This window comes from bacterium, from assembly GCA_035419245.1.
In the GTDB taxonomy this organism is placed as follows: Bacteria; Zhuqueibacterota; Zhuqueibacteria; order Residuimicrobiales; family Residuimicrobiaceae; genus JAKPUX01.
Map to the genome: position 1 here is coordinate 28770 of DAOLSP010000010.1, position 25752 is coordinate 54521.

The 25752-nt window shown below is 55.3% G+C and carries 22 protein-coding genes; 4 read left to right on the plus strand and 18 right to left on the minus strand.

Annotation, left to right across the window (positions count from 1 at the left end):
• Positions 1-8: 8 nt before the first annotated feature.
• The 3 genes from trmD (at position 9) to PLH32_12155 (ending at position 3003) form a co-directional block, all read left to right on the plus strand.
• Positions 9-707, plus strand: coding sequence for a tRNA (guanosine(37)-N1)-methyltransferase TrmD (gene trmD / locus PLH32_12145; protein ID HQJ65356.1), 699 nt, complete (start codon positions 9-11; stop codon positions 705-707).
• A 32-nt stretch (positions 708-739) separates the two neighbouring features.
• Entirely contained in the window at positions 740-1087 is a 348-nt protein-coding gene (gene rplS / locus PLH32_12150) for a 50S ribosomal protein L19 (GenBank protein ID HQJ65357.1), read from the plus strand.
• A gap of 242 nt (positions 1088-1329) precedes the next feature.
• Positions 1330-3003 carry an AMP-binding protein gene (locus PLH32_12155; protein HQJ65358.1) on the plus strand — a complete coding sequence of 558 codons (1674 nt, stop codon included), beginning with the start codon at positions 1330-1332 and terminating at the stop codon, positions 3001-3003.
• A gap of 66 nt (positions 3004-3069) precedes the next feature.
• Here the strand turns inward: PLH32_12155 and PLH32_12160 are convergent, their stop codons facing one another.
• From PLH32_12160 to PLH32_12220, 13 genes are all read right to left on the minus strand, one after another.
• Positions 3070-3504 carry a hypothetical protein gene (locus tag PLH32_12160; GenBank protein HQJ65359.1) on the minus strand — a complete coding sequence of 145 codons (435 nt, stop codon included), beginning with the start codon at positions 3502-3504 and terminating at the stop codon, positions 3070-3072.
• A 213-nt stretch (positions 3505-3717) separates the two neighbouring features.
• Positions 3718-4833, minus strand: a complete 1116-nt coding sequence (locus tag PLH32_12165; protein ID HQJ65360.1) for a hypothetical protein — start codon at positions 4831-4833, stop codon at positions 3718-3720.
• A complete protein-coding gene (locus PLH32_12170) occupies positions 4817-5278 on the minus strand; it encodes a hypothetical protein (GenBank protein ID HQJ65361.1) in 462 nt (153 codons plus the stop codon). The genes PLH32_12165 and PLH32_12170 overlap by 17 nt, the downstream gene beginning before the upstream one ends.
• A gap of 427 nt (positions 5279-5705) precedes the next feature.
• Complete coding sequence (locus PLH32_12175) at positions 5706-6707, minus strand: DUF4097 family beta strand repeat-containing protein (GenBank protein ID HQJ65362.1); 1002 nt, start codon at positions 6705-6707, stop codon at positions 5706-5708.
• A gap of 10 nt (positions 6708-6717) precedes the next feature.
• Positions 6718-7971 carry a DUF4097 family beta strand repeat-containing protein gene (locus PLH32_12180; GenBank protein ID HQJ65363.1) on the minus strand — a complete coding sequence of 418 codons (1254 nt, stop codon included), beginning with the start codon at positions 7969-7971 and terminating at the stop codon, positions 6718-6720.
• A gap of 1 nt (position 7972) precedes the next feature.
• Positions 7973-8959, minus strand: a complete 987-nt coding sequence (locus tag PLH32_12185; GenBank protein HQJ65364.1) for a HEAT repeat domain-containing protein — start codon at positions 8957-8959, stop codon at positions 7973-7975.
• Between the two features lie 48 nt (positions 8960-9007).
• Positions 9008-9577, minus strand: a complete 570-nt coding sequence (locus PLH32_12190; protein ID HQJ65365.1) for an RNA polymerase sigma factor — start codon at positions 9575-9577, stop codon at positions 9008-9010.
• 219 nt (positions 9578-9796) lie between these two features.
• Positions 9797-10123, minus strand: a complete 327-nt coding sequence (locus PLH32_12195; GenBank protein HQJ65366.1) for a SpoVG family protein — start codon at positions 10121-10123, stop codon at positions 9797-9799.
• 90 nt (positions 10124-10213) lie between these two features.
• Positions 10214-11680, minus strand: coding sequence for a hypothetical protein (locus PLH32_12200; GenBank protein ID HQJ65367.1), 1467 nt, complete (start codon positions 11678-11680; stop codon positions 10214-10216).
• Positions 11677-12981 (minus strand): radical SAM protein, encoded by a 1305-nt coding sequence (locus PLH32_12205; protein HQJ65368.1) that lies wholly within the window; start codon positions 12979-12981, stop codon positions 11677-11679. The genes PLH32_12200 and PLH32_12205 overlap by 4 nt, the downstream gene beginning before the upstream one ends.
• Before the next feature lie 329 nt (positions 12982-13310).
• Complete coding sequence (locus PLH32_12210; protein HQJ65369.1) at positions 13311-14399, minus strand: amidohydrolase family protein; 1089 nt, start codon at positions 14397-14399, stop codon at positions 13311-13313.
• A 78-nt stretch (positions 14400-14477) separates the two neighbouring features.
• Positions 14478-15236, minus strand: a complete 759-nt coding sequence (locus PLH32_12215) for a carbohydrate-binding family 9-like protein (GenBank protein ID HQJ65370.1) — start codon at positions 15234-15236, stop codon at positions 14478-14480.
• Positions 15237-15416: 180 nt separating this feature from the next.
• Complete coding sequence (locus PLH32_12220; protein HQJ65371.1) at positions 15417-16127, minus strand: GNAT family N-acetyltransferase; 711 nt, start codon at positions 16125-16127, stop codon at positions 15417-15419.
• A gap of 161 nt (positions 16128-16288) precedes the next feature.
• Between PLH32_12220 and PLH32_12225 the strand changes: the two genes are divergently transcribed.
• A complete protein-coding gene (locus PLH32_12225; protein ID HQJ65372.1) occupies positions 16289-17053 on the plus strand; it encodes a pseudouridine synthase in 765 nt (254 codons plus the stop codon).
• Positions 17054-17710: 657 nt separating this feature from the next.
• Here PLH32_12225 and PLH32_12230 read toward each other — a convergent pair.
• The 5 genes from PLH32_12230 to PLH32_12250 all read right to left on the minus strand — a co-directional run bounded on the left by PLH32_12230 (position 17711) and on the right by PLH32_12250 (position 25711).
• Entirely contained in the window at positions 17711-18922 is a 1212-nt protein-coding gene (locus PLH32_12230; protein ID HQJ65373.1) for a metallophosphoesterase, read from the minus strand.
• A gap of 56 nt (positions 18923-18978) precedes the next feature.
• Complete coding sequence (locus tag PLH32_12235) at positions 18979-19992, minus strand: amidohydrolase family protein (GenBank protein HQJ65374.1); 1014 nt, start codon at positions 19990-19992, stop codon at positions 18979-18981.
• A gap of 78 nt (positions 19993-20070) precedes the next feature.
• Complete coding sequence (locus tag PLH32_12240) at positions 20071-22965, minus strand: HEAT repeat domain-containing protein (GenBank protein ID HQJ65375.1); 2895 nt, start codon at positions 22963-22965, stop codon at positions 20071-20073.
• Between the two features lie 61 nt (positions 22966-23026).
• Positions 23027-24226, minus strand: a complete 1200-nt coding sequence (locus tag PLH32_12245; protein HQJ65376.1) for a caspase family protein — start codon at positions 24224-24226, stop codon at positions 23027-23029.
• A 138-nt stretch (positions 24227-24364) separates the two neighbouring features.
• On the minus strand, positions 24365-25711 hold the full coding sequence (locus PLH32_12250; GenBank protein HQJ65377.1) for a CHAT domain-containing protein: 1347 nt from the start codon (positions 25709-25711) through the stop codon (positions 24365-24367).
• Positions 25712-25752 lie beyond the last annotated feature (41 nt).

Below are 25752 nucleotides of genomic sequence, written 5' to 3' on the forward strand. Positions count from 1 at the left end.
GAGTAACCGTGGAAATCCATGTCGTCGCCGCATTTCCCGGCTTGCTCGCAAGCCCGCTGGGCGACAGCATTCTCAAGCGGGCGCAGGCCAGGGATCTGGTGCAGATCTATTTTCACGATATTCGCACTTTCGCTACCGACAAGCACCAGCAGATCGATGATTATGGATTTGGCGGCGGACCGGGCATGATCCTCAAACCCGAACCCCTCTTCCGCTGCCTTGAACATCTCTTTGCAACTTATGCGTTGGAGGGGGTGCCGGTAACTCTGATGTCAGCCGCCGGCCAGCTCTTCACCCAGAAGCAGGCCATGATCCTATCCTTGCGGGAAAAGATGATCCTGCTCTGCGGACATTACAAGGGCATCGACGAGCGCGTCATCCAGACCTGGGTTTCCGAGGAGATCTCGATCGGAGATTACATCCTCACCGGCGGCGAGATTGCGGCCATGGTGATCATCGATGCCGTAGTGCGGCTGCTGCCTGGGGCGATCAGCGACATCGATTCGGCGGAGACCGACTCCTTCCAGTCCGGCCTTCTGGACCATCCGCACTATACGCGCCCGCAGAATTTTCGCGGCATGGAAGTACCTCCGGTGCTGCTCTCCGGCAACCATGCCGAAATCCGCAAGTGGCGTTTGCAGCATGCCCTGGATCGAACCAAAACGCTGCGACCGGATCTCTACGAAAAGTATAATCAGCAGGATTGAAATATAACCCTCGTAGTGAGGAGGAAGTCATCATGAATAAACTGGATCTTGTGGCAGCTTCGCAAATGAAAACCGACATTCCTGTGTTTCACCCGGGCGATACGGTCAATGTGCACGTCAAGGTAATCGAAGGCGATAAGGAGCGCATCCAGGTTTTCCAGGGTGTTGTGATTAACCGCAAGGGCGCCGGCATCAACGCCACCTTTACGGTGCGCAAGATTTCGGAAGGCATTGGTGTGGAGCGCATTTTCCCGCTGCATTCGCCGAACATAGCCAAGATCGAGAATGTGCGCGAAGGCAAAGTGCGCCGCGCCAAGCTCTATTATCTGCGCAATCTGCGCGGCAAAGCAGCCCGTATTGGCGAGAAACGCGCCCAGTAATCGGGTTCGCCACCGGTTCCGGACCGCCTTCCTCAGGGAGGGCGGTCTTTTTTTTGACCGGCCCCCGTGCCTGACCCGCAGCCCCCGCCTCTCGTCCCCACCCGGCTTCTCGCCGCCCACCAGCCCGGTTTCTCCGGCTGCTGCGGAAGGATTCAGAATAATCCTTGACCAGACAGGATAAAATTGTTATTTTTCTTTTTATAGACGCAGCAGGGCCTTAAAAATTGATAAGGAGTCTCCCGATGGTTGCATTGCACAAGCGTACACTGTACGAACTGTTGCGTACGGCAGTTGCCAACTTCCCCGAGGACGTGGCTCTCGCTTTTGTTGATGAAGAGCCCTTTCTTTTCACGCAGGTTGGCCATCATGTCATGAAGATGATAGCCGCGCTGCGGCAGCGGGGCATCGAGCCGGGAGACCGTATCGCTCTTTTAGGCGAAAACTCGCCTCGCTGGTGCATGGCCTACCTGGCGGTGACAGGAATGGGTGCGGTTATCGTGCCGATCCTCAACGATTTTCACAAGTCCGATATCCATCATATTATCCGGAATTCGGGCGCAAAGGGACTCTTCATTTCCAGCCGGCTGGTTCACAAGGTGGCCGAACTGAATCTGCGTTCTTTCGAGGTGGTGGTCGCGCTGGATGACCAGGATCTGGAGATCGACAGTGAGGAGTGCGAAAAGTTCAGCGATCTCATCGCCGGCAAGGAGCCGCGCAAGCGGAAAAAGGCGGCCAGACGCAATATTGAGCCGGAAGAAGAGGATCTGGCGGAGATTTTGTATACCTCCGGCACCATGGGGCACTCCAAGGGCGTCATGCTCAGCCATAAAAATATCATCTCGAATGCACAAGCAGCCACCGAGGCGATCCAGATCGATCATAACGACTGCCTGCTCTCGATCTTGCCGTTGCCGCATGCTTACCAGTGCACCTGCGGATTCATCGCCCCGTTCTCTCTGGGGGCTAAGGTCTATTTTTTCAAAGGATTGCCGACGGCTGCAACCCTGCTGCCCGCCATTCAAGCAGTGCAGCCGACTATCATTCTCTCCGTACCGCTGATCATGGACAAGATTTATAAAAAGAAGGTCCTCGGCGAGATCAACTCGCGTATGCTCTCCAAGACTCTGTACAATCTGGCACCAGCGAAAAAAGTGGTCCACCGCATCGCAGGCAAGCGGCTGCTGCAGGCCTTTGGCAGCCGCATGCGACTCATGGTTTTCGGCGGCGCGGCCACGCCTCCCGACCTTGAGGCCTTCCTCGGCGACGGAAAGTTCCCCTATACCACGGGATACGGTCTCACAGAATGCTCGCCGCTTTTAACCGTTAATCCGGTCGGCAGGGTCAAGCAGCAATCCGCCGGCAAGGCGGTTCCAGGTGTGTCTCTGCGCATTCTCGATGCGGACCCCCAAACCGGGATCGGCGAGATCGTCGCGCGCGGTCCCAACGTCATGAAGGGTTATTACCGCAACGAGGAAGCCACCCGCAATGCTTTCACCGAGGATGGCTGGCTGATCACCGGCGACCGCGGGGTGATCGATGCGGATGGCTATCTCTTCATCAAAGGGCGTTCCAAGAATATCATCGTCGGGCCGAGCGGCGAAAACATCTACCCCGAGGAGATCGAATTCCATCTCTCCGAATCCCCCTTTGTGCTCGAATCCCTGGTATACGAACAGGCGGGACGCATTGTAGCGCGCATCCACCTCGATATGGATGCGATGGAGGAGGCGTTTCATCTTTCCAAGCTCGATGGCTCGGAGGCCGCCAGGGTGGTGGCGCAGAAGCTGGAATCGATTCGGACGGAGGTCAATGCGCGGCTGGCTGCCTATTCCAGGATCCACCGGATTATTGAGCAGCCGGAGGAGTTTGAGAAAACGCCGACGAAAAAGATCAAGCGCTATCTCTATACCAATTAAGCATAAAAAAAAGGTGCGATGAAAATCGCACCTTTTTGCTATATTTGAGACCGGTGGGTGTGGCGCCTACTTGTGGTTCTGCACCATGTTTTTCAGCCCGTCCTCGAAAACCACCGAGATTTTGCTGGGATCAAGGATTTTGACCACAACACCCAGACCAAATTTGTCGTGCTGGATGACGTCATTTTCGGAATAGCCTTGCGACATCGAGTATGCAATCGCCTTCTCGGGATCGGCGGCCGTGAGCAGTTTGTTCCATTTTTTGGTTTCTCTGGCTTCCAGCGTCAGCTTGGCTTTTTTCGGCTTAACGACCTTGCCCGCCTTCTTGAGCAATTTGGATTCGGGCGATTTAAAGCGATGCAGGCTCTGACAGGTCTTGCACATTACGCGCACCATGTCCTGACTCTTGATCGCGACAACGACATGGACGGTAGCGGCTTTGCACTTGTTGCACAACGCCTCAACCTCGATGCCGATCTCCATCTTTTTTTTGCTGAGCATGGGTTATCCTTTTATGGAATGCACTTATTTCGGCCTTAAAGTAGGAATAATTTATGAAATAATCAAGGAATTACTTGGGCAGGATGGGGCTGCGCGCCGCGGGACCAGGGGGTGCAACACGGCGTGCTAGCGGTCTCGTGATCGTCGCAAAAGAAAAAGCTGTGGCCCGCGCGGAGGCGGGACACAGCTTTTTTGCATGCTCCTGAAATCAGGTCAAGGTTGATAAGGCGGCTGGTAACTGGCGGGCGGGCTTTTACGTTTGTTGCTGCTGCTCAGCCTGAAGAGTCCGACCAGGAGGAGCAGGATAAGAACGCCGCCGAGAATATAGAGCATCGTCCAGTTCGTCCGCTTTGGCACCTCGATCGGGACCGCCTTGATCGCCGCTTCGTAACTGGCCAGCAGGGCGGCCTGGTCCGGCGCAACATTGTTCTTGGCGAATATGCGGTTGTAATTGCGGATGCGGTCATAATCCTTCATCAGCTCTTTGTAACCCGCTGAGTCGACGATGGCGATGCCCTTGACGCGGCGGATCTCCGACTCGATCACTCCGCGAAAGACGTCGTCGACCTGGTTCTCGGAAAGAGCAACCCGGATGGGCTCCATCTCGGGACTGGCCTCGCCGGCCAGCATCTCCGAAATCGTGTTGATATAAGAGAGCCGCTCGGCATTAAGCTTGGCCATATCGGACTTGATCTTCTCGATCTCCTGCTTGGAGGCGGCAGCTGATTTCTGCATTTTGGTCAGGCGCGCCTCCGCCATTCGGAAGCGGTTGTCCACAGCAGCGAGCGAATCGGTGAGCACACCCACCATTTGCGAGAATTTGCCCGTCAGTTTTTCCATGATACCGGTGGAGGCCAATTTTTCGATCCGGGTCAACACCGGGGCCTTGAGCAGAGCCGCCTTATACTCGGGCGCCAGCTCGCGCGAGGCAAGGATCTCGTCACGTTTCCGCTGCAATTCCTCACTGGCATCGCGGGCTTGAGAATAATAGGTGGTCACGGCTTCCTGAGAAAGCCCGAGGTCGGGAAAGGTGAGGCCGCTCTGCGAGGAGTCATAGAGCTCATCCAGCGCCAACATGATGGCCGCCATATTCTGGCCATTGGTCTCCACTTCGGGCAGCAGCCGCTTCATAAACACCCCGTTGGGATCCAGTTTGGGATCGTTGCTGATCTCCGCCTTGGCGGCAGCGACCTTGTCCAGACTGCTCTGATAATCTGCGGAGCGAAGCGCCGCTTTGGCCTGCTCGTAAAGATCCTGGATATCCTGGGCATAAAGAACAGGTGCCAGCAACACCAGCAGCAGTGTCGCCCATCTATTTACACTCTTCATTCAAACCACCTTTCTGATTTATGAAAATTTCCTTGCCATTGAAGCGGAAACGGACACATGTCCTCTCTTCATCGCCATAGCGCGCCAGGCTGATATTCTTCAGTGTGTCGCTCTTGTCTTCGGGAGTTACATCGATCGCCTTGTACTTACCCGAAGCGCCATCGGTGGTGGGCTGGATCATCCAGAGATTTCGGAAATCCTCTGCACAAAGATAATACCGTCCGTAATTCTGGATCACCTTCACAGAGGTGATCGGGGCCGTTTCCTTTTTCAGGATCGGGCCGATAAAGAGCACACCGTTAAACTTGTCGCCGTCGCCCAGATAAATTGAACTGTCCGCTTCGACCTTTAGGTTCATGGCCACGGAATATTGATCAAACCGGACAAGCTGTTTGCTGCATCCGGCCATCAAGACCAGGACGATGAGCATCAGTGCTTTTTTCATTATTCCTCCATTGTTGGGTTATGTGCAGCGAATTATGCCGGACCAGGAGATGTGTGGAAGCAGGGGGAGGGGGCTATGGGGGCTGGTCGCATATCTCCCCCAAATGTATTCCTGAAGAGTAATATAACACAAATCGGGAGAATCGCAAGGAATAGTTGTACACTCGGAGGAGAAATGTCCAGTTTTTTGACATCGGTCACGGACGAACAGGACAAAAGGGCGGCTGCGGATATAGGCGCATCCAAACTCTAGCTGAATTACAAATTTGTACTTGAAAGAGCTCTCCATTCGACTCGAATCCGGGTGGGCGCGCGAGGCTGGCTGGCCGGGATGCATCGTCGCGGTCAGTCCAAATCCGGGTGGGCGCGAGAGGCTGGCTGTTCAGGCGGCACGGCCCGCTGTCGCGAGCCGGCCGCCTGCGTTCGGACTAGATCACCGCTTTGCTGATGGTGATGTTGCCGCCCGAGGTGCGCAAATAGAGCTCCGGCCCACCGCCGTTGATCTGACCGCGCAACGCCGTGTGGCCAAACTCGCCCTTGACCAATACGTCCACTTCACTACGAACGCGTCCGCCGCTCGTGCTGGCATTAAGGTCCACCTTGATGCCCGGGGCCAGACTGACGTTGACGCTGCCACCTGAGGTCGCGAGCCGGCAGGGAGCAGCGGGCTGACGGGTGATGTGCGCTGATATACTGCCGCCCGAGGTGGAGGCATCGATCTCGCCGGCAACCTCTTCGACGGTAATGCCGCCGCCGGAGGTCGAGGCTTGCACCCGCCCTTTGGCGGACTCGATGCGGATCGATCCGCCCGAGGTGGCGGCCAGGACATCACCGTCTACCCGGCCGATCGAGATGCTGCCTCCGGAGGTGGCGACATCAGCCTTGCCTTTGCAGCTCTCGAGGGTGATGCTGCCCCCTGAGGTATTGCCCTTCACCGGCCCGATGATCTTGCCGAAGCTCAGGCTGCCGCCCGAGGTTTTGCTGATCACTTCGCCCTCAAGCTCCGCGACCGAAATGGAACCCCCGGCGGTCTTCAAATTGACGTTAAAAGCCCGGGGAAGGGTGACGGTGAAGCGCAGTTTGAGGCGGCGGTTGCCCCACTTAAAAAAACGGTCGCGGTCGTAGCGAGCGCTGACGCGCACCTCGTTGCCGGTGGCGGTGAAATCGAGATGGAGATCCTTGAGAATGTTCTCCGCCGCCTTGTCTGTCGGAGCATCAATGGTTTCAAGGAGGGTGAGTTCAACCTGGTTGCCAGTGCCGCCGGTCACCTCAATGGTGCCGAGGTCGGCATCAATGTAGAGCCAGCCGCCGGGAGAGACTGGAAAGTTTTTTTGAACCGTGCGTTCGATATCCGCCCGGGCCTGTGCAGCCACCGCCAGGCCGATGCACGTAAATACGGCGATCAGTGTGTTGAATCCTTTACTATTCATGATGCCTCCTTTATTGACCTTTAGTGATGGTGATATCGCCGCCGGTTGTCTTCAGATAGATGCGGTCTCCGCCGCCGTTAATCTCTCCTTTACTACGTAGAATCCGATTGCTGGTTTCATCGGGCGGCAGCTTGGTCAAGGGAAAGTCGCTGTAGATGTCATTACGTTCATCCGGGTCGGCGCGCCGCTGCAGCCAGATTTCGGCTTCAAGGGTGGCTGGCAATTTGGCGGGCAGGGTGACGCGGATCTCCCCGCCCGTGGTTTCAGCCCTCAGAGAATGGGGGACGCGGAAATCCTTCAAGGTCATGATCGCCGTGATGTCGCCGCCCGAGCTGCGCAGCTCGGCGGCGGCGCGGAGGTCGCGGACTTGGATGTCGCCGCCGCTGGTGAAGGCGCGCAGGCTTTTACGGATCTCCTGACAATCGATATCGCCGCCCGATGTGGAGAGTTCGAGTTGCCCGGCGGATTTTTGCACCAGCAAATCACCGCCTGAGGTCTTGAGCGAGCCTTGCGCGCCGCTGAAATTGGTCAGGTTGATATCGCCGCCGGAGGTGGCCGCGGTGAAGGAACCGGCCATATCCTTCAGAACCATGTCCCCGCCGGAGGTGGCGAGGCCGAGACGCTGGGTCGCATTTTCCACAGAGACATCGCCTCCGGAGGTCTGGAGGTCGCCCTCGGCAAAAATCGCTGTGGCCACGACATCCCCTCCGGAGGTGGCAGCGCTGATCCGGCCGGAGATGGTTTCCAGATTCAAGTCTCCGCCGGAGGTCCTGGCTTCGATGGTGCCAGAAAGGGATGAGAGCACCACATCACCGCCGCTGGTGGCCATCTGCAGCCGGCCATCAACCTTGCTGACCTCAAGATCCCCGCCTGCTGTCTTGAGGTCCAGATTGAACTTTTGCGGGAGGGTGATTTCATAGAGATGCTCGCGCAGGCTGTGGCCGCTTTCCTCAGTACGGATGGTCAGAGTCGATCCCTCCTGGCTGTAGGAAGCGTTGAGCTTTTTCACAATCTCTTCCGCCTCAGCGCGGGTGAAAACCCTCATAGTGAGGGTTTCACGAACCTGCACACTCCCCTTCTCCCAGGAGGTGATGCGGATGTCGCCGCCCTCGACCTCCATGACGAGGTTGCCGCCGGGAGTGACGGTGAATTCCTTCTCGATGGTGCTGGTATACCGGCCCCGGCCACCCTCGATGGTCTGCGCCTTGAGCGGCACCATAAAGAGAGCGAGGAGGCCTGCAAGCACATACAGTTTCTGTCGCATGTCAATTCTCCTGACTGAGTTCCGCCGATCGTACCGGTGCGGCATCCATGGCTTGCTGCAGCGCTCTGGCTTTGACGCGCAAGGAGCTGCTGCTGTCTTTGGCAATGGTTTGCAGATAGGGCTCAATCTCCTGGCCGCCCGCATGGGCTGCAAGACCGTCAAAGGCCTCCAGGCGCAGGGCTGGGTTTTCGTCGTGAAGGACGATTTGCAGCAGCATTTTTTTGATGGCCTCATTGAGCGGCAGGGCGCGCAGCACGCGGATCGCCATCAGGCGCACTCCCTGGTTTTGCTCCTTGCTGAGCAGGAAATCGATAGCCTGGAGAAGCTCGTCATCGAGACTCTGCTGCTGTACCGCGATTGCCCCGGCGGCTTTGACAGCGTGCAGCCGCAATGCCGGATTGTCACTGTCGACCATCGCCCGGGCCAGCATCAGCTGCACCTGCGGCTGATCCCCCGTGCCCTGCAAGCGGACGCCATTCACCGTGCTGTATTCAATCTCGAATTGCCTGGTTGCCGGATCATAGCGTACGCGCTGAACCTTCAGCAGCTCCGGCTGCACGGTATGGTTGGCTGCGACCACCGGCTGGAAGCCGGTCAGCAGCGCTTGCAGGGTGGGATCGGGAGCTTGCGTCCGGATGCTGAAGCGGCCGATCAGAAAGCCGAACGCCACCAGCAGCATCGCAGCGAGGGCGGCATAAAGGGGCTGGAACGGCGTCATCCTGGGCAGAGAAGGCGCAACGTGCGTTTCCTGCAGCTGCGAATTGAGGGCGGCCATAAGCCGACTGCGTCGCGCAGAGACCGACGCCAATCCCTCATCCGGTTCGGGGGCCTCGGCCGCCAATCGAGCGATTTCGCCGATGCGCTCCGAGACCTCGCGGCAGGCGGGACATTGGGCCAGATGGCGCTCGACCTCGAGACGGGCGATTTCGTCAAGGGCATCGGCATGATAGAGGGTGATGGAAAGCTGCATTTTGGGGCATGGTTTCATGGCTGTGCTCGATTTTACCAAACCAACGGTATGGTGTCGCATCCATGGCTATGGTGCATAGATCCGCTGCATCCTTCTCCTGATGTGATGCATCGCCCGGAAGAGGTCGCTCTTGATGGTGCCCTCAGCCTTGCCGAGAATCACCGCCACCTCATGGATGCTGCATCCCTGAACATACTTGAGAACGAAGGCCGCACGCTGGCCGCCGGGGAGTGCTTCCAGGGCGCGCTGCAGGTGGTCCCACATCTCCTGACGCAGTGCCTGCTGATCCGGCAGGGGATCGGGGCTGGACAGCTCGGGTGCGGATTCCGCCTCCCCGGGGGGATCGGTGTGGAACGAAACCCGGCGTTTCCAACGCCCCTTGCGGCGGAGGCTGAAACACTGGCGGACGGCGATGCGGGTCAGCCAGGTCCGGAAACTGCTCTCTTCGCGAAAGCCGGCCAATCCGGCATAGGCCTTAATGAAGGTCTCCTGCCAGAGATCCTCGGCATCCTCCCGCGGGGCTAGGGAACGGATTAGCCGCATGATATAGGCGTCATGACGATTTACGAGTTCCCCGAACGCCGGCAGATCGCCTGATTGCGCGCGGATGATCCAGTCTCTTTCGCGAGGCTCCATGGGTTTCCCTGGTTTTGACAGTCATTGAATTAGACGCAACGACGGGGGAAAAAGTTTACATTGAAAGGAAGAATGCCTAGAAAAAGGAGGGAAAAATAAGCGCGCCGCAGGATCACCTCGAAGAGGTTATGCCTGGGGCGCGCAAGAGGTGATATGGGTCTGTGGCCAAGCCCGGGAGGAAAGAGTGCGTGTCATGCAGCATCAGGAAAGGAGGGTGCGTCAAATCTCGTCATCGACATAGGCCCATTCTTCATTCCTGGCATCGTCATAAATGATTTCGCCGCGCTCGGCGCGCTTCTCGACGCGGGCGTATTCGGCGAGAATCTCTTGTTCCAGCTTGGTGCGAAACTCTTTGGTGATAGGGTGGGCGATATCACGCTGCATGCCATCCTCCGACTTGCGCGAGGGCATGCACAAGAGCACGCCTTTTTTACTCTGGATGATCTTCAAGCCCTTGACGGCGAACTGGTTGTCGAAGGTGACGTTGACAAAGGCTTTTAGCTTGCTCTCATTTCGTAACCTGATGCTGATCTCTGTGATCTCCATTGATGGCCTCACACCCTGAGTTGTTTAGCTGGACGTTTTTCCATTTTTCTATTCATACCAACAGTATCGAATTTTTGCGGGACCGATTCGCTAAAATATTTGGATTTTCTTCAGTTTTTTTAGTGCATATATACAATATAAAAACAATAGGATGCCTGCTCCACTTAACCAGAGGCCGTCCTTGAAGAAAATTTCGTTCTCGCCGGCCAAAAAGGGGATCTGGCCGAGCATCCACAAGCCGAAAAAGAGGGTGATCGCCGCAGCGGCTGCACCGGTGATCGCCATCACCTCCTGCACCGTGAGCGCGATGCGCAGCCGTTCCGGGATGCGCGGCGCATAACGAATGAAGAGCAGTGCGAGCACAAGCCAGGCCAGCCAACTGAGCACCTGTGCGAAGTGCAGCGAGCGGAAATAGTCGAGCAGGGTAATGAAAGGGCTGATCCAAGCAAGGCCTGGCGCTATCGGCTGGCGGTCGCGATAGAGCAGAATCTGCAAGCGGGACTGATCGTGGCCGCGCAGCAGATTGAGGACCGTTTCGACGCGCGCCGTCGGTCCCAGCTGGCGCCATCCGGGTAGGTGCAGGGCATTCCAGGCGAAGCAGGCCGGCCCGTAGCCGTGATAATCGGCATTCCCGGTCAGCAGCAGGCCGTGCTCCGCCGCAGACTGGCGTAGCGGGTGCAGATAGCGTTCCGGATAAAAGATGCCTTCAGCCTGGTTGGCGATCTCAAAGCCGTCCACACCCATGGCGATATAGTCAGCCAGTGGCCTGGTGTTGCGCTGGGGCGAGAACCAATGGGCCAGCAGGGCGACGCCGCCCTGGGCATGGGCTGAGTCGATCGCGGCCTGATCCGAATAGTCCTTAGAATGAAAATCGCGGGTCAAGCCGAGCAGCAGCAGATGATTGCTCCCGGAGTATTCCTCGCCGGTGATGATCAGCGGCTCGCCTTCCAGCCTGCCTGCGCGCTGCTCCGCCACCAGGTTGAGGGTTCGCGTGTGGGTGTTGTGTTCGGTCAGGAAAAAGGCGTCAAAGCCGTTGCGTTTATGCCAGCGGAGCAGCCGCAGCGGCGAGATCAGCCCGTCGTGGCTGTAATAGGAGTGGCTGTGAAAATTGACCAGGACTATATCCTCGCCATGCCCTGTGATGGTGTTGTCCGGCAGGGGGGAGAAAAGGAAGATAAGCAGCACACCGACAACGAGGATGAACGTCACCGGCAGCCAAAAAAGCCCTTTGCGCAGGCCATTGGCGAGGGCGTCCGCCGGGCGCAGGCCACTCTGCAACGCTTTGATGGCATGCGCCGACAGGATGGCGGCGCAGAGCCAGAAGAGCAGCCAGAGGACCAGTGGCAGCGGCGTGTCCGCCCGGCTGAAAAAGAAGAGCGGGCCGAGGAGAGGCTCAAACAAGAGATGCAGCCTCGGGATATGGACGGAATAGCCTGCCGCCGGCTGCTGGGTCAGGGCATCCTCGATCCACGGCGGATTGGGCAGCCACAGCGAGGTGGAGAGCAGCGCCAGCAGGGCTGCCAGGATCCACAGGGTTCTTCGGCTGTTGCGTTTCATGCGGCCTGCCATTCTTCTTTGGGGGGATTGAAATAGCCGAAGCGGATCCAGGGAGCCTTGGTCCGGATTTGCTCCATCCAGGAGAGGATGCCGACGGCGTGCGGGGCGGCGGGACCGAGTCCGAGGGCGTCGCAGTACCACTCGGGATCGATATTGAGGTTGCGCATCTGGATATAGTCGATTTTATGGTCCCGAACCAGATCGATCAGAGCCGCGATCTCTTCGCGATCATCAGTGAAACCGGGGAAGATGAAGTAATTGAGCGAAATCCAGCGCTTGTGGCGGCGGGCGATGCGGAGGCTCTCGGCTACCTCCGGCCAATCGTAGCCTGCCGGCCGGTAATAAGCGCGGTAATAATCGGGCCGCGCGCTGTTGAGGCTCACGCGCAGGCTGTCGAGTCCCGCCACGCAAAGCCGGTCGATGACCTCCGGCCGCGAAGCATTGGTGTTGAGGTTGATGGTGCCGCTCGCCGTACGACTGCGGATGAGACGAATGGCCGCTTCGAGCAGTTCGCCCTGGAGCAGGGGTTCGCCCTCGCAGCCCTGGCCGAAGCTGACCACTGGACGCGGAGCGGTCTCCAGGTGAGGCACTGTGTATTCGGCGATCTCCTCCGGTGTCGGCACGAAGCGGATTCGCTGCTGGGTCTCGGGGACGCAGGTGCCGTTCTGTTTGGAGATGCAGCCGACACAGCGGGCATTGCAGGCGGGGCTGGTTGGAATAGGGGCTTCCCATCGCCCCAGGGCGAGATTCTGCGCCGCCGGGCAGGCGTAGCGGCGGACGCAATTTTCGACCAGATGCTCGACCAGCCGGTTTCCGGGGAAGCGGGCAAGGAGTGCAGCCGCTTGCTGCTCGATCAGCCGGCCATTGAAATAGGCCGGGTCCTGGCGGATATCGGAATCGACCCGCACGCCGGCGGTGATGAACTGCTCGCCTCGCCAACCTACAGCGCTGTAGGCGAATAGCGGCAGCGGTTCGGCCCCGGGCGGACTCTGATAAGCAGCCAGGAGGATCTGGGTATAGGCCGGGGCGATGAAGGCTCCGACGGCAAACACCGGCTGTCCCTCGAATTCATCGAGCACGAGGAATTGGTCCTGGCTGCGGTCATACCCTATGGGCCGGCGCTGCGGCAATTGAAAGAGGGCACTACCGAAAGGGAGGGGGATCAACTCGGCAGGGTCCGGCAGACGCTGCTCGCGCAGACGCATGCCCGCCATTTCGAGGCCGGGGATCTCGAAAATTTGCCCAGCGGCACCGCTGACGACCAGCCAGGGCAACCGGGTATTCGATATGGAGTGCTGCATCGACCAACTGCTCAAGGAGGTTCACCGCCCATCCGCAGCGCCACAAGGAGGCGCCTTCTTCAATCCCATATCCTGCGAAGTAGACAAAATGTGCAACTTGATATGTACGCTTCAGCCGGGCTGCACGTCAGCCCGTTTTTCCCCGGGTGCTTATGAAGAAACATAGTGAATAATTAATTATTTTCAAAGACAAATTATGGACAATTCGTTCAGGCCGGTCACGGGGTCCTTCCATGTGCCCGCCCCGAGTTGTAGGTGGCCATCCGACCGGTTATTGTGCCTGCCACAAGTCAACAGGCGCTCTGCACGCTATTATTCAGCCTGTATGATCAGCCCTTGAATAGGGCGAGAATTTTTAAAGCATTCTTGTTGTAGATTTTTTCGAGCACTTCGTCGGGCAGATAGAGTCCATAGATCATCCATCGTCCCTGCAGCTTGTGAGCTGGAGTTGGATCGATATATTCGTCATCGGTTTCCAGAAAGCGGAAATAGAGCCGGTAGGCTTCCGCATTACAGGGCGTATCCGTGCCGAAGAGGATGCGGTCCTGATACTTGATAAAGAACCGGCGGGCGGAATAGGGCTGTCTGCCTAGCTCGCTGATCCGGGCATCGATGTCCACATAAAAATTGGGATAGGCATCGAGCCACTGCGCTACGGTCTCCAGCTCTTCGGGGAGGTTGCCAAAGTGCGCGCCGATGAAGATCGTTTCGGGATGTCTCGCAATCACCCGATTGCGAGCGGCAAGTATCTCCTCTTTTTTGGGAAAATCGCCGCCGTAGAACGACCATTCCGGATTCATGTGCAGCTCATCATAGCGTTCATTGTACTGGTCGACCGGGGTAAAAAAGGCCTTGGGATCGGTGACGTGGATTTCCACCGGGATGCCCAGCTCACCGCATTTTGCCCAAATGGGATCAATGCGGGGATCATCAACGCGGATGTACTGACCGGATTTATCCTTGAACCCAAGCCCCAGGCTCTTGGCAATCTTCAAGCCCCTGCACCCCATTTTAACCGCCTCTTCCAGTCTTGCGGCCTCTCTTGCACCGAAATTTTCCTCATCGATGCGGCTAAAGTCCGGCCTGAAGAAGAGGAGGAAGCGCTCCTTTGCAGCCTCCCGCGATACCTGCAGATGTTTTATGAAAAAATCATCTTTGGAATTAGCATCCAGGCTGACACATTTCCAGACCCCGGCCTTGTCCATCTCCTCGAGATACCTGGCGGTATTCTCCAGTTTTCCCAAATGATTGTGGATGTCGATCACCGGAAACCGGGCTTTTTCTATCCGCGTCTCCTTGACTTTCAACTGACTGACCGGTTTCCAGTCCGCCAGCTTTAAATCCCCACTCTGTGCCTGAGCAAGGACTGCGAACAAGCCCGTCATTAATAAAAAAGCCAAGCTGATGAAGCGTCTCATATCGATCCTCCTGTTACGGTTCCTGCCCGGAGGCCCACCTAGCGGCGGAGTGATGGGCCGGGTTCACCCGGCGGCATGTCACTCCAGGACCAGCCTCCCGAAGGCAGCGGGTTTGTGGAAGCGTGCGCCGGTGGGCGACCAGGCATAGCCGGTGGCCGCTCTGCCCCGGCTTTTGTCAAGGCGGAAGAAATTGACTTTGATCTTTGTCGCTGTGTCAATCCGGTTATTCCTCGCGGTGGCCAGATCGCGAAAAGGGAGCGCCATTTCGACGGTCCAGCTGCTGTCCCGGTCCGCGCGGGCATTCAGCGTTCCGGCGACGTGGACCGCCGTCCGGATGCCGGGCAGATCGAACGCGCAAGTCGCTGCGACATCGATCTGCTGCGGATCGACGATATAGCTGTCAAACAGCAAATTGGCGGGTGAGACCTCGATCTCGATATAGTCGTCCGGCTGATCATCCGTATCGATAAAGACCTCGACGGCCTCCTCTTCCCACAGATGATCGTCCCGCTTCTGGAAGCTGGTCCAGATATCCGGATCGTTGCAGATGAAGGCGATATAGAGGGTGCTGTCATCATGGCAAGTAAACACACGCGTGGCGACACTGGAATCGGTGACGGCGGTTCCCGATCGATTCTCACGAAGCATAACCGGCCGGGCCTGGTTCCAGACGGTTTCTTCCAGGACCCCATCAATACGGAGGCTCACCGAGGTGCGGACCGCCGTGATGACGGGCCCGGTGCCATGCTGCCGTGCGCAAAGGATCAGGAGTCCCGGCCCGGCGTACAACATCAGGAGTCCGGCGAGGCGGACCATCTTCAGGTGCCGTGTTTTCACTTGCTGCCCTTCTCGCTGTCAAAGGGATTTGAGTATCCGGTGTCTGCAAAATTATTCAGCTGGATGGTCTGGACGCCGTGATTCTGATTCGCTTAGTGAATTTTGCGGGTCAGAACCTTCCAGTAGGTTCAGGATTCCATGCTGCATGGCTGCTGCCAGGCTGATGAACAGGATCACCGGCTATTCCAGCCACAAACTCATGCGCAACACATCGTGGTAGACGCCGTCGATGACCACCTCATTATGTAGAATTCCTTCGATGCTGAATCCGAGTTCTTCATTGAGACGGATGTTGCGGATGTTGGTATTGACCGTGTGCAGGTAGATCTTTTTCAACCCTAGGCCGAAGAGGCCGTATTCGACCCAAAGCCGTGTGGCCAGCTTGGCGTAGCCCTTGCCGCGGTAGGCCGGGTCGCCGATGATCTTGCGCAATTCCGCCTTTTTAGCTCGCAGGTCATGTTCAAGGTAGGCCACGGCGCCGATGGGCAATCCGTCCGGGAGGGTAATCACGCCAATGCTGTTGGAAGGATCGTTGACCAGGTCATCAAATTTCGCCTGGCGCAGGCTCAAGCGCGACATCAGAAAGTAGCGGCCCGCCTCCTCCTCGAGCCATGGGGCAAAAAAAGACTGGTCACTGGCCTGGTCATAGTCGCGAATGGTGATCTGGGGGGTACGGATGGGCAGCCGGGCGTAGTGTGGCTCACCCGTGCGCGACCAGTGCAGGGCGCTGAATTTCTGCGCGTTCGTCTGGTCATTTTTCAGGATAAGATCCAGAATCGCATTGACGAACCGCAAGCAATCCGCGTCGCTGAATCCGTACATCCGCGCTTCCTTGTGGAAGTTGCGTGCGAAGGCTTCGATGGTGTTGTCCGGGATTTCCGATGAACCCACAATCCGCTCCCTGTTGAGGATCCAAACCTTACAGGCAATTTAGTAAGTCCAATTGAATATTCAAACCTATTATTGCCTTGGGCCGATTTCGGCACCTATTTTCTTCTTGTCCTGCAACAGGAAATCTGCTATATTTTTCGGTCCTATTTGCTGGAGCAATGATGAGCCCTCAACAAAATGTGAGCGGTCCCGGGATACGGGTCGGTTTGGAGCGCGCTTTTTCCAAAAAGGGCGTCGGCTCCCGCGCTCAGGCGCGGGAGTGGATTCTGGCCGGACGGGTCAAGGTGAACGGCCGGGTGGAACGCTTCGTCTATGCCTGGGTCGATCTCGAGAAGGATGTCATCACCCTGGATGACAGGCCGCTTAGGTCGCCGGAGGAGAAACTCTACTACCTCTTCCACAAGCCCGCCGGTTTTCTCACCACCCGCACCGATCCGGAAAGCCGCGCAACCGTCTATGACCTCCTGCCCGATTTTGCAACATGGATCTTTCCTGCGGGGCGGCTCGACATGGAGAGCGAGGGCGCCCTCTTCCTGACCAACGATGGTCCGATGTCCAGCTGGCTGCTCTCCCCTGAGAGCGGTATTGAAAAGTGTTATCGGGTGCGCCTGCATCGCTCCCTGCAGGAGGCCGACCGGCGCGCGCTCGCGGCGGGGATCGATCTCCAGGGATACCGGACGCGCCCCGCGCAGATCCGGGTGCTGCCCGGGGAAAAACCGGGCCACTGGGCGGAGATTGTCATTCACGAAGGCAAGAACCGGCAGGTGCGGCGGATGTTCGCGGCGCGGGGTTACGAGGTGCTGCGGCTGATCCGCATCCGCATCGGCCCTCTGGAGCTCGGCGGCCTGCCTTCCGGTACCTGGCGGCCGCTAACGGCAGATGAACTCACCGCGCTGCGGGCGCTGCAGAAATCCGGGCAAAATTGAACGGCACGTGGTTAATACCCAGCTACATTCTCTTTCAGAGCATATCCTTAAATGCCCCATCGATCAGAACTATAAATTGGAGTATCGCTGCCATGCCCAATCCTGGTCGGCTAATACAGCGGATATGGTAGTTAATGAAAGCCGGGGTAGTGAGATAATTCTTTTAAGGATTTTGATAAGGGAGGCTCTTTTCGACCTGCAGACTTTTGGTGAGCTTGCCCTTGCGGGCAATACTGGAAACCGATGAGTTCAGAGGGCTGTATTTCAGGGCATCCGTTGCGGACTTTATAGTGACAGGATCAAGAATACTCATATCGGAGCGCAGTCGTTCCACATCACTAACGATTTGCATTGTATTTTGGCGATGGCGTGTGAATACAATCACATCAACCCTTTCCTCGAGAATCTCTATGCCGCTGCCGCTATTCCCAAATTGCGATGATTTCTTCCAAGTCCGGCGATGAATGATACACGCTTGAAGTCTTAAAAGTCCTTATCCCTTCCATTTTTTCAACAGCCTCAATCTTCCTGCGTTGCTCTGCCTTCTTACCAAATGCAGGCTGTCCTGGTTTCCAGCCGGTCCACCTTTCTGAACGGAAAAGGGACAGGGTATCACGATTGCAGCATCGGCTGAATGAGAATATCCTTTTCCTCCTGTTATTTCAGTCTACCCGCCATGCTTTCCCAGGTGAATCCCTTCTCATGGATGGCCAGGATGCCCGCATTCTCACCGGCGTAGGAACCACATTCATCTGCGTTGACCCAGCCGCCGGTATTGAGGATCGGGAAGCTGGCATTCCGCACCATGACCGCATTTTTGCCGCTGATATCGGTGACTGGGCGGTGAGTGTGGGCAAAGACGAAGATGAAGGGAACGGGAAGATCACTTTCACAGATCAGATGTAATTCCCTGATCATTTCCTTAGTATAGCGCTGCAGCAGGTATTTATCGATATAACTCTGGATGCTCTGCTGCAGCTCGCCGGTCAACGGTTGTCCCAGCAGCCCACTCTTGCGTTCAAGCGGTACCTTTTTAAGCATGAGCTTGAAGCCCAACTTGAGCATACAGGAATAGAAGCGGTTTAGTTTGAGCTTTGTCTTCATATTGGTCTGGATTTCGTTTGTTACGGCCTTTATATGTTCTCTGGCTTCTTTGCCGCCCTTCTCATAATGTTCGAGCAGCTTCAGAACGGTATCTGAGAATCTGCCGGCATGCCCGAGATGATAGTCAAAGGCCTCGAGCCAGATATTGTTAAAGGCCTCCAGTTCTTCCAGATGAGCGGGCTCGATTACCAGATCCACCGGTCGGAAGCGGTCTTCGAGAAAGTGGCCGTGGGTAAAGAGATAATTTTTCCCGTCGGCCTGATTCCTGATGAGATGATGGGGATATTTTACAATGAATTCCGGCATCGGATAATTCGGTGGCCAAAGTTCGGCCAGGGAAATAGTGCAGGTCTGGCGGTTTGATCGGCTTGAATACCGCATGTCGACGTGAAAATCGGGATAGGTCCTGCTGTCGGCTCCTTCGGGCAGATGCATGATCGTTTTTTCGTAGACCTGTTCAGAAAGATAGCGCCAATAGTGATGATCATGGTTGCCCGGAATGTAAACGAGCCTCTGAAAGGGGCCTGCCTGTGCGAGTGTGCTGAAAAAGGCTCTCACGTCAGGATAGATGCGTTTGATGTCGATCAGGGACAACTCCATAAAGTCGCCATTGATAACAACCTCATCCTGGGGTCCCAATCTACGCAGCACAGCGGCCAATTCGGCTTGATTGTAGGCGTACTGAGCGTTGCCGATATGGAGATAGCTCGTCGGTCGTCCAAGGTGCAAGTCCGACATCACGATTGCATTTTTTACTGTGCTCATGCGGCCTCCGCATCTTTTCGATTTCTACGGCACTGCTCGGTGAGGCAGGTACAGCCTCAATTGTACTTTATCCGGGCAAAGAGCGTCGAGGCGTTGGTATAGATGCACGGATCGAATTTCATCTTCTCGATGATCCTGTAATTCTTATCGAGGGGATTTTTGATTCGCCCCAGCTCTCGGAGGAACTTGAACCAGGTGATCACATTAATTCTGCTGTGGTAGCTCAGTCCGGAAATGGGGATGGGGTAGTCGCTGCCATAAAGGATTCGCTGGGCCGGTATGGTTTTCTGGATTGTTTCTACATAGGTTGAGCGCATGGGACCGGTGATGGCCGAGAGATCGGCGTACAATCTCCAGCCATACTTCCCGGCTTCCTCGAAAAGCTTAAGGCTGTCTTCGTAATCATCCAGATAGGGTTTGTCGAATTTGTTTAAGTAGGGCAAGGCACAGTGGGCGATAATGCCAGTGACACCCAGTTCCAGTGCCTTGCGGAGATATTTGGGATTGTTATATTTATTATATTCTTGATTGGAAGAGGGGATGGCGTACTCGGGCCCGGCGTGTGTTAGCAAGGGGAGGTCGTGCTCGGCTAGCTTTTGATAAAAGGGAAGGCATAGGTCATGATCGGGCTTGATCATCTGCGAAGAGGGGATCCACTTGCACAGCACCGCACGGTTAGCCAGGCAAAAATCGAGCTCCTCGCGCCAATCCTTGCGGTAAGGATGGACAGAAGCCCCGAAGAGAACCCGGTCATTTTCTTGTGCCATCTGGGCCAGATAGCGGTTGGGAGTATGGAGGTGGGTCCACTCCGGATGCACCATGCCCTTCTCGTCGTACACCTGATCCATGCCGAGCAATATGCACTTGCCCACCTGTTTGGATTTGTTGATCACCGCCAGAATCTGCTTTTCCACCCTCGTGATATTCACCTTTTTGAATAGTGATTTGGTCAGCAACAGCATCGCGTAATAGGCGGCGGTCTTGGTGAACGCTTCGGACCAGTAGCACCCACTGACTTCATCTTCGGGTGCACCGAAATGGATATGGACGTCGATTATATTGTCATTCATGGTCATCTCCATATGCCAAGTTCTAGATATAAAAATAATAGGGATAGAAATTACAATCAGCGCATGCCAGAGGAAGGCTCAATTCTTTGTCACGTCGATCAACTGCCCTGCAGAATAGAGCGGCTGCAGGGCTGGAAGCAGGGATAGAACAGAATCCAGTGAAAAGTGCTCCGGGAAATAAATAGGGTGTGGGGCGGCGAAAACCTTTATCATATCCGATGCCCGTTCACGTCCACTTGGCAGGTCAAGAATCGCCATGTTTTCGGCTGCGGAATGGGCCAGAACCTTCTCAGTGTGATCAAAGTAGGACAAACCGGTGATGGAACCGTCATCACCCAGATCCATAACAACATAATAATAGTCCACATCAGAAGAATTTTCAATCCTGACCCTGACCACCTCAGCCTCCTTGAACAGATGGGGCATCCTTTCTCCGGGCTCCTGTGCGCTCGCCGGGCTCGGTTTGCTCGCCGAAACGGCTAGCTTTAGGAAAGGTGAGGGGCTGTTTAAATAGAACATCTTAAACCAAGAATCCCATTGGCGATCTACTTTCTTGCTGTTTGCCAACCTGTCCTGAATGGTTACGGCGATCGCATCCAGTCTGTCTCTGCGATCCTGTTTCTCGAGACGGAAAACCTGCATGACCAGGGCAGCCGCTGCGGCGTTGGCGACCGATGCGTCGACATCATTCAGACAAGCGACCACTGCATCGACAGCCCGATCGTCATCCCACGCACCCAAGATGGTGGCGATTTGGGATCGCACAACGCTGCTGGGATCCTGTCCATGTTGCAGTAAAGATACCAACGCCGACGGAGTGGCCAATGCCCCGAGCACAATCGCAGTACCCTGACGGACAAGAAAATTATCATCCTGCAGTCCCGTGCTGATCAGGCCGAAGGACCGCTCATCCCGGAACTGTGATAATCCCGCAATTGCGGCCTGCCGGACAGCATATTCATCATCAGCCAATCTTCTTATCAGATGCGGAATCGCTTCAGTATTTTGCAGCTCTGCCAATTTGCGAATCGCCTCGATGCGCATATTGGGTGAGGACGAATTCAGGGCCTCTACCAGGACATTTTTCTTCGGCGCCGATTTAATTTTCTCGAGCGCCTCCCCGGCGGCGGCGCGCACATACATGTTGTCATCATTCAAACGCGAGATCAGAGGATCGATTGCTTTGGCATCTCCGATTTGCCCCAGCGCAATGACCGCCGCGCGGCGCACCTCTGCATCCTGGTCGCTCAGAAGCTGGATGAGTTTCTTGGCAGCTTTGCCGCTTTGCAGATTTCCCAACGATTCCGCCGCTGATCGCCTGATATCACGGCTGTCATCATCAAGCCCTTTGATAAGCTGGTCTTCAGCAGTTTTTGCTCCGATCTGTCCCAGTGCGATGGCCGCTGCGGCACGAACGCTACGGGACACATCCTTTTGTAATGCCCTTAACAAGATTTCTTCTACGATAGCACGGTACTCCTCCTTGAACAATTGCCCGAGTTTGAAGGCGATATTCTGCCGGATGCGCTCATCCCGTTCCCGCTTAAACTGCTCGATCATCGGCGGGATAGCAATTTGGTAGTTGATGAGACTAAATGTATTGATGACCTCGTTGCGTATATCAGGAGCGGGATCACGCAGCAACTGGAACAGAATTTCTTCCTTCTGTGCATTTTCAAGTTGGGCAAAGGGAAACAATTCCAGGGCGGTCAACCGGACAGCTGCGTTTTGATCGGATCGGATGATTTCGAGAATGTGCGGATATGAATTCGCGTCCCCCAGGCTGAGCAGCGTGCGGATGACCAGGATTCTGATATCCGGATTTTCATCGCCGAGCGTGTTCCGTATGACCTCGAGGGCATCGCGATCGGGTACGGCGGCTAGGGCTCTGATGCAGGACTCCTTGATCTTAACGGAATTGGAGGTTTGCAGGAGGCGGGTGATGATATCCATGGAAGCTCCGTCCCTGAGCTGCCCCAACGCTTGGATACTCCGGGAGCGCAGCGATTCGTCGGCTTTGACATCCCGCGCGAGCGGCTGGAGAATCTCCCGGAGTTGTGCAACTGACGCTCTTTTCGAGTCTTCAGGCATCCTCTGCCAGGAGGTCAACAGTTCATCTATGGCGCGTAAGCGATTTTGGCTGCCATTCGCCGGATCGGTTATCTGTTGAATGAGATCCGGATTTAATTCGGAAATCTCGGCGGCAAAGCGGAATTCCATTGATGGATCAACATAAGGCATATACAAGGGGAAAGAGGCCTGTGGCTGCTGCCGGCGCAAATAGGAAACCAGATTGGAGATCTTAATGCAGCCGCTTGCATCGGCAGCTTCTCCCCTGATGGCCGCCAGAAAAGTCGAACCTGGATTTTTCTCAAGCTCTCTGTTGGCGCATAGACTCAACATGGGAAAGGGAATCCTGCCCGGCCCTCTCGCAATAATCTGCCTGATATCGGTCGAGAACCACCTCGTTGTTAATTCAAAGCATCCAGCAAAAACTGCAAAGGATGAGCGCGCCCGGATGGAAGAGAACACTTTTTCGATCTGTGAAAAGGGAATGCCGCCTCGATCTGAACCGGATGTCACCAGAACCGGTTCCTTAAAATATGGGCTGACCGGTAGGGCAAAATAGGCATAAAAAGTATCGTGAGAATTGATCTCGTCGATCAGGCGGAAAAACGTGGTGTTGATGGTTCTGCTATCTGCATTTTCATCATATAGTTCAATCAAGTGCTCAGCATCATAACCATAACGGGATCGCAGAACCGCCGCGATCTCCCGTGCAATCCCGACGCTGTTCCCGGCAGATGAACCCGGCGCATCGACCGCAATGATCAGCGCCCATTTGGCCGGCCTCACCAACGTCATTTTTTGATTGGCAATGAGACTAGAATAGGCGGAATCGCCGATGGACAGGACAGTGAGTAAAAAAAACAGCAATAAGGTCCGTCTATTGGTAACAGTGGGGTTATTCATATCTGCACCTTTTTGTTAGGTCTATTAAGATCAGCAATATCTTCGGGAAAAGTTACATAGCTTATTGTATCGCCTTGCAGGCTTCGTTAAGATCGCCTGCCCTGAATTCCTCCGGCCGCTCCTCGTTCTCCATATCCGCCTGGATATTTTCAAAAAGTCTTTTACTTTGTTCGTCCATCGCGGTATTCGAGGCCACGCTTTCTTTCCACATCACCAATATGCTTCTGCAATTAAGCTTGCTGGCATGTTCGACCCATCCGCGCTGGTACCAGCGGTTCAACTTTTCAATGTAACGGTTGTATTTCGCCTCGACCTCCGTCACATTGATGGGGAGATTATTGACGAGAATCCATTTGGTCAAATCAATGCCTTCTGTAGCCTCGGTGATATCCTGGACCAGACTGGGCGAGATTTGCCGGGCGAATTTCGGGACACTATCCGCTAAATAGGCCTTGAATTCATCTATCGAGAGTTGTGCGTCATTGTTGCTGTCCGCGACGCGGGATTTAAAAGCCTGCAGGATTGCATAGGTAAAAACACCATGCTTGAATATATCAGATTCCATGGCTTCAGCCCTGGAGGCTGCGATGGCTACCATCCCTTGCGCACCGCTTTGGATTTGGCTCTTGATCTCAGCCAGGGGAATGACATTGCGCGAGATGGCCAGATCGGACGCTGCACTTCTACTTCCTCCTGGAGCACCTGTTCCTGCGGCACGATTGGAGGCTTCACTGGAGAGGGCGGAGGGGACAAGCCGCACCAGATCGCCGCCGAAGCAATTGTCGAGCAGGATCAGCTTGCGCTTGGCCCTGATATCACGCAGATAATCAAGTAAATGCTCGAAACGAATCCCGTCCGCGTCCAGACAGTGGAGCTGGGCATCATAGGTGAGCCAATAGGTTTTGTTATTGAAGATCTGATTGCGGATGCCGTGGCCGGAGAAGAAAAGCAGAAAAATATCATCCTCGGTCAACATAAAGGCATGTCGATTCAGCTCAGTGACGATATCCTCCCGCTTTGCATCATCATTACGCAGGCAGACCACATGGAAGCCGTTCTCCCGCAACACCGTAGCGAGTGAATCAACATCGCTGACCGCGAAATGAAGCTGCTGGATGCCTTGGGCTGTATTGCGATAATTGTCCACGCCGATAAGCAGTGCATACTTTTGGGAGACAAGCTGGCTGGAGGCGGTCGCGGGCGGCATGAAGACAACTGCAATAGCCGTCAATAATAGGGCTAATTGCTTGATAAAAATCATTATACGAGCCTCCTCTTACAAAAAACGGTTGTATCTGCTGTGATGGAAATAATGTATTGTTGTATCATTATTGATCCTGTTGAAAAGGAGTAAACACACTTTTTATCAAAGCGGATGATCAAAATATGAGTGGTCCAATTAATAGCTTGGCACTCCGAACACGCTGAATCCCGCCCATAGCGCTGGCTGGCCCGGATTCGCATTGCGAGCGTGTTGTACTGCTTGCTGCAGCGCAAGATCCACCGGAAACTTTTTAGTGAGTGTGATAAAGTCCGTCATCAGGTGCCTGGTTGAAAGATCATCGATACTCCACAAACTCATGATGACCTGGGATGCGCCAGCATGAATAAAAGCCCTGGCCAGGCCGATCGTTCCTGCGCCGAAGTTTTTACCAAGTCCGGTCTGACAGGCACTCAACACAACCAGTGGGTGCGACCTGAGCTGCAAACGGGAGATATCCCGGGCAGACAAGTGGCCATCGCTGAACAGAACGAAGCTGCTGTCATTTGCATCTATTGCATCAGCAATGCCATGGGTTGCCAGATAAATGAGACCGGTTTGCGGTTTTTTCTGTAACTGCTTTTGAAAATTAGCCAGACTTGCGGCCTCGCCCGTATCGGCAACAGCCGCAAGCAACTCCGCGACTTCTCTGGCTTCAGCGCGAGCCCCAGGCAAGGCGGGAAAAATCCAGCGGGCATCATCATACCCCTTCGGATCCCCAAAGATAATCGGAGTTCTGAAGGTGTAGTCACTCTTTCTAGGTAACTCCTTAAAGGCATAAAAACCAGGGGCCACGACAATGGAAATATGGTCAACAAGATTCAGCTCACCGATTTGTAGCAAATAGAAGGGGATGGTACCTAAATTTGAGCTGGGGACAATTACCAACGTATTGATCTTTTTTTGGCGGATAGCTTCTGATATCTGGGGAGGGAACATCACCGCGCTTACTTTTGTGATCATCTTTGGAAGTGATGGTTGTGGATCTTCAAAGGACTCCAGGGGCGCTGCATCCCTCAGCCTCGGAATATTACTCTGGTTGGCCACGCTGATCCGTAAAGCTTTTTGCAGGTCCGGGACCAAAGCATTAAAAGCATACGGATCGATCAAGGTGGCCTCCGAAGCGAATACCTCCTCGCCTTGCATGAGCCAGGCACAAAAGCGACCCTTGTTCTCATTGTAGGCGTAAAAAAGGAGGGCGGGATTACGTTTACCAAGTAATGTGAGATAGTGCAGGGTTTCTTTTTTTGAAGTGGGATCGAATGATGAAGGCAGCTTGCCTTGATCGTAGAAGATTTTGATGAATTTTTGACTCATCCTGAAATTGTGCTCTTCATGAGCACCGATGGACTGGACGAGTTCTGCCTCACTGGCGCAATCACAGGTGCTGAAAAATTGCGAATACCCAGGAAGTATCAAGCAAAATAGCAAGAAGAAACCAATGGAGGAGAGCATTCGATCACAAGCTATTTTCAGATGATGCATGATAACCACCTCTGGTTGAAGGATTGCCGGTAATGAGATAT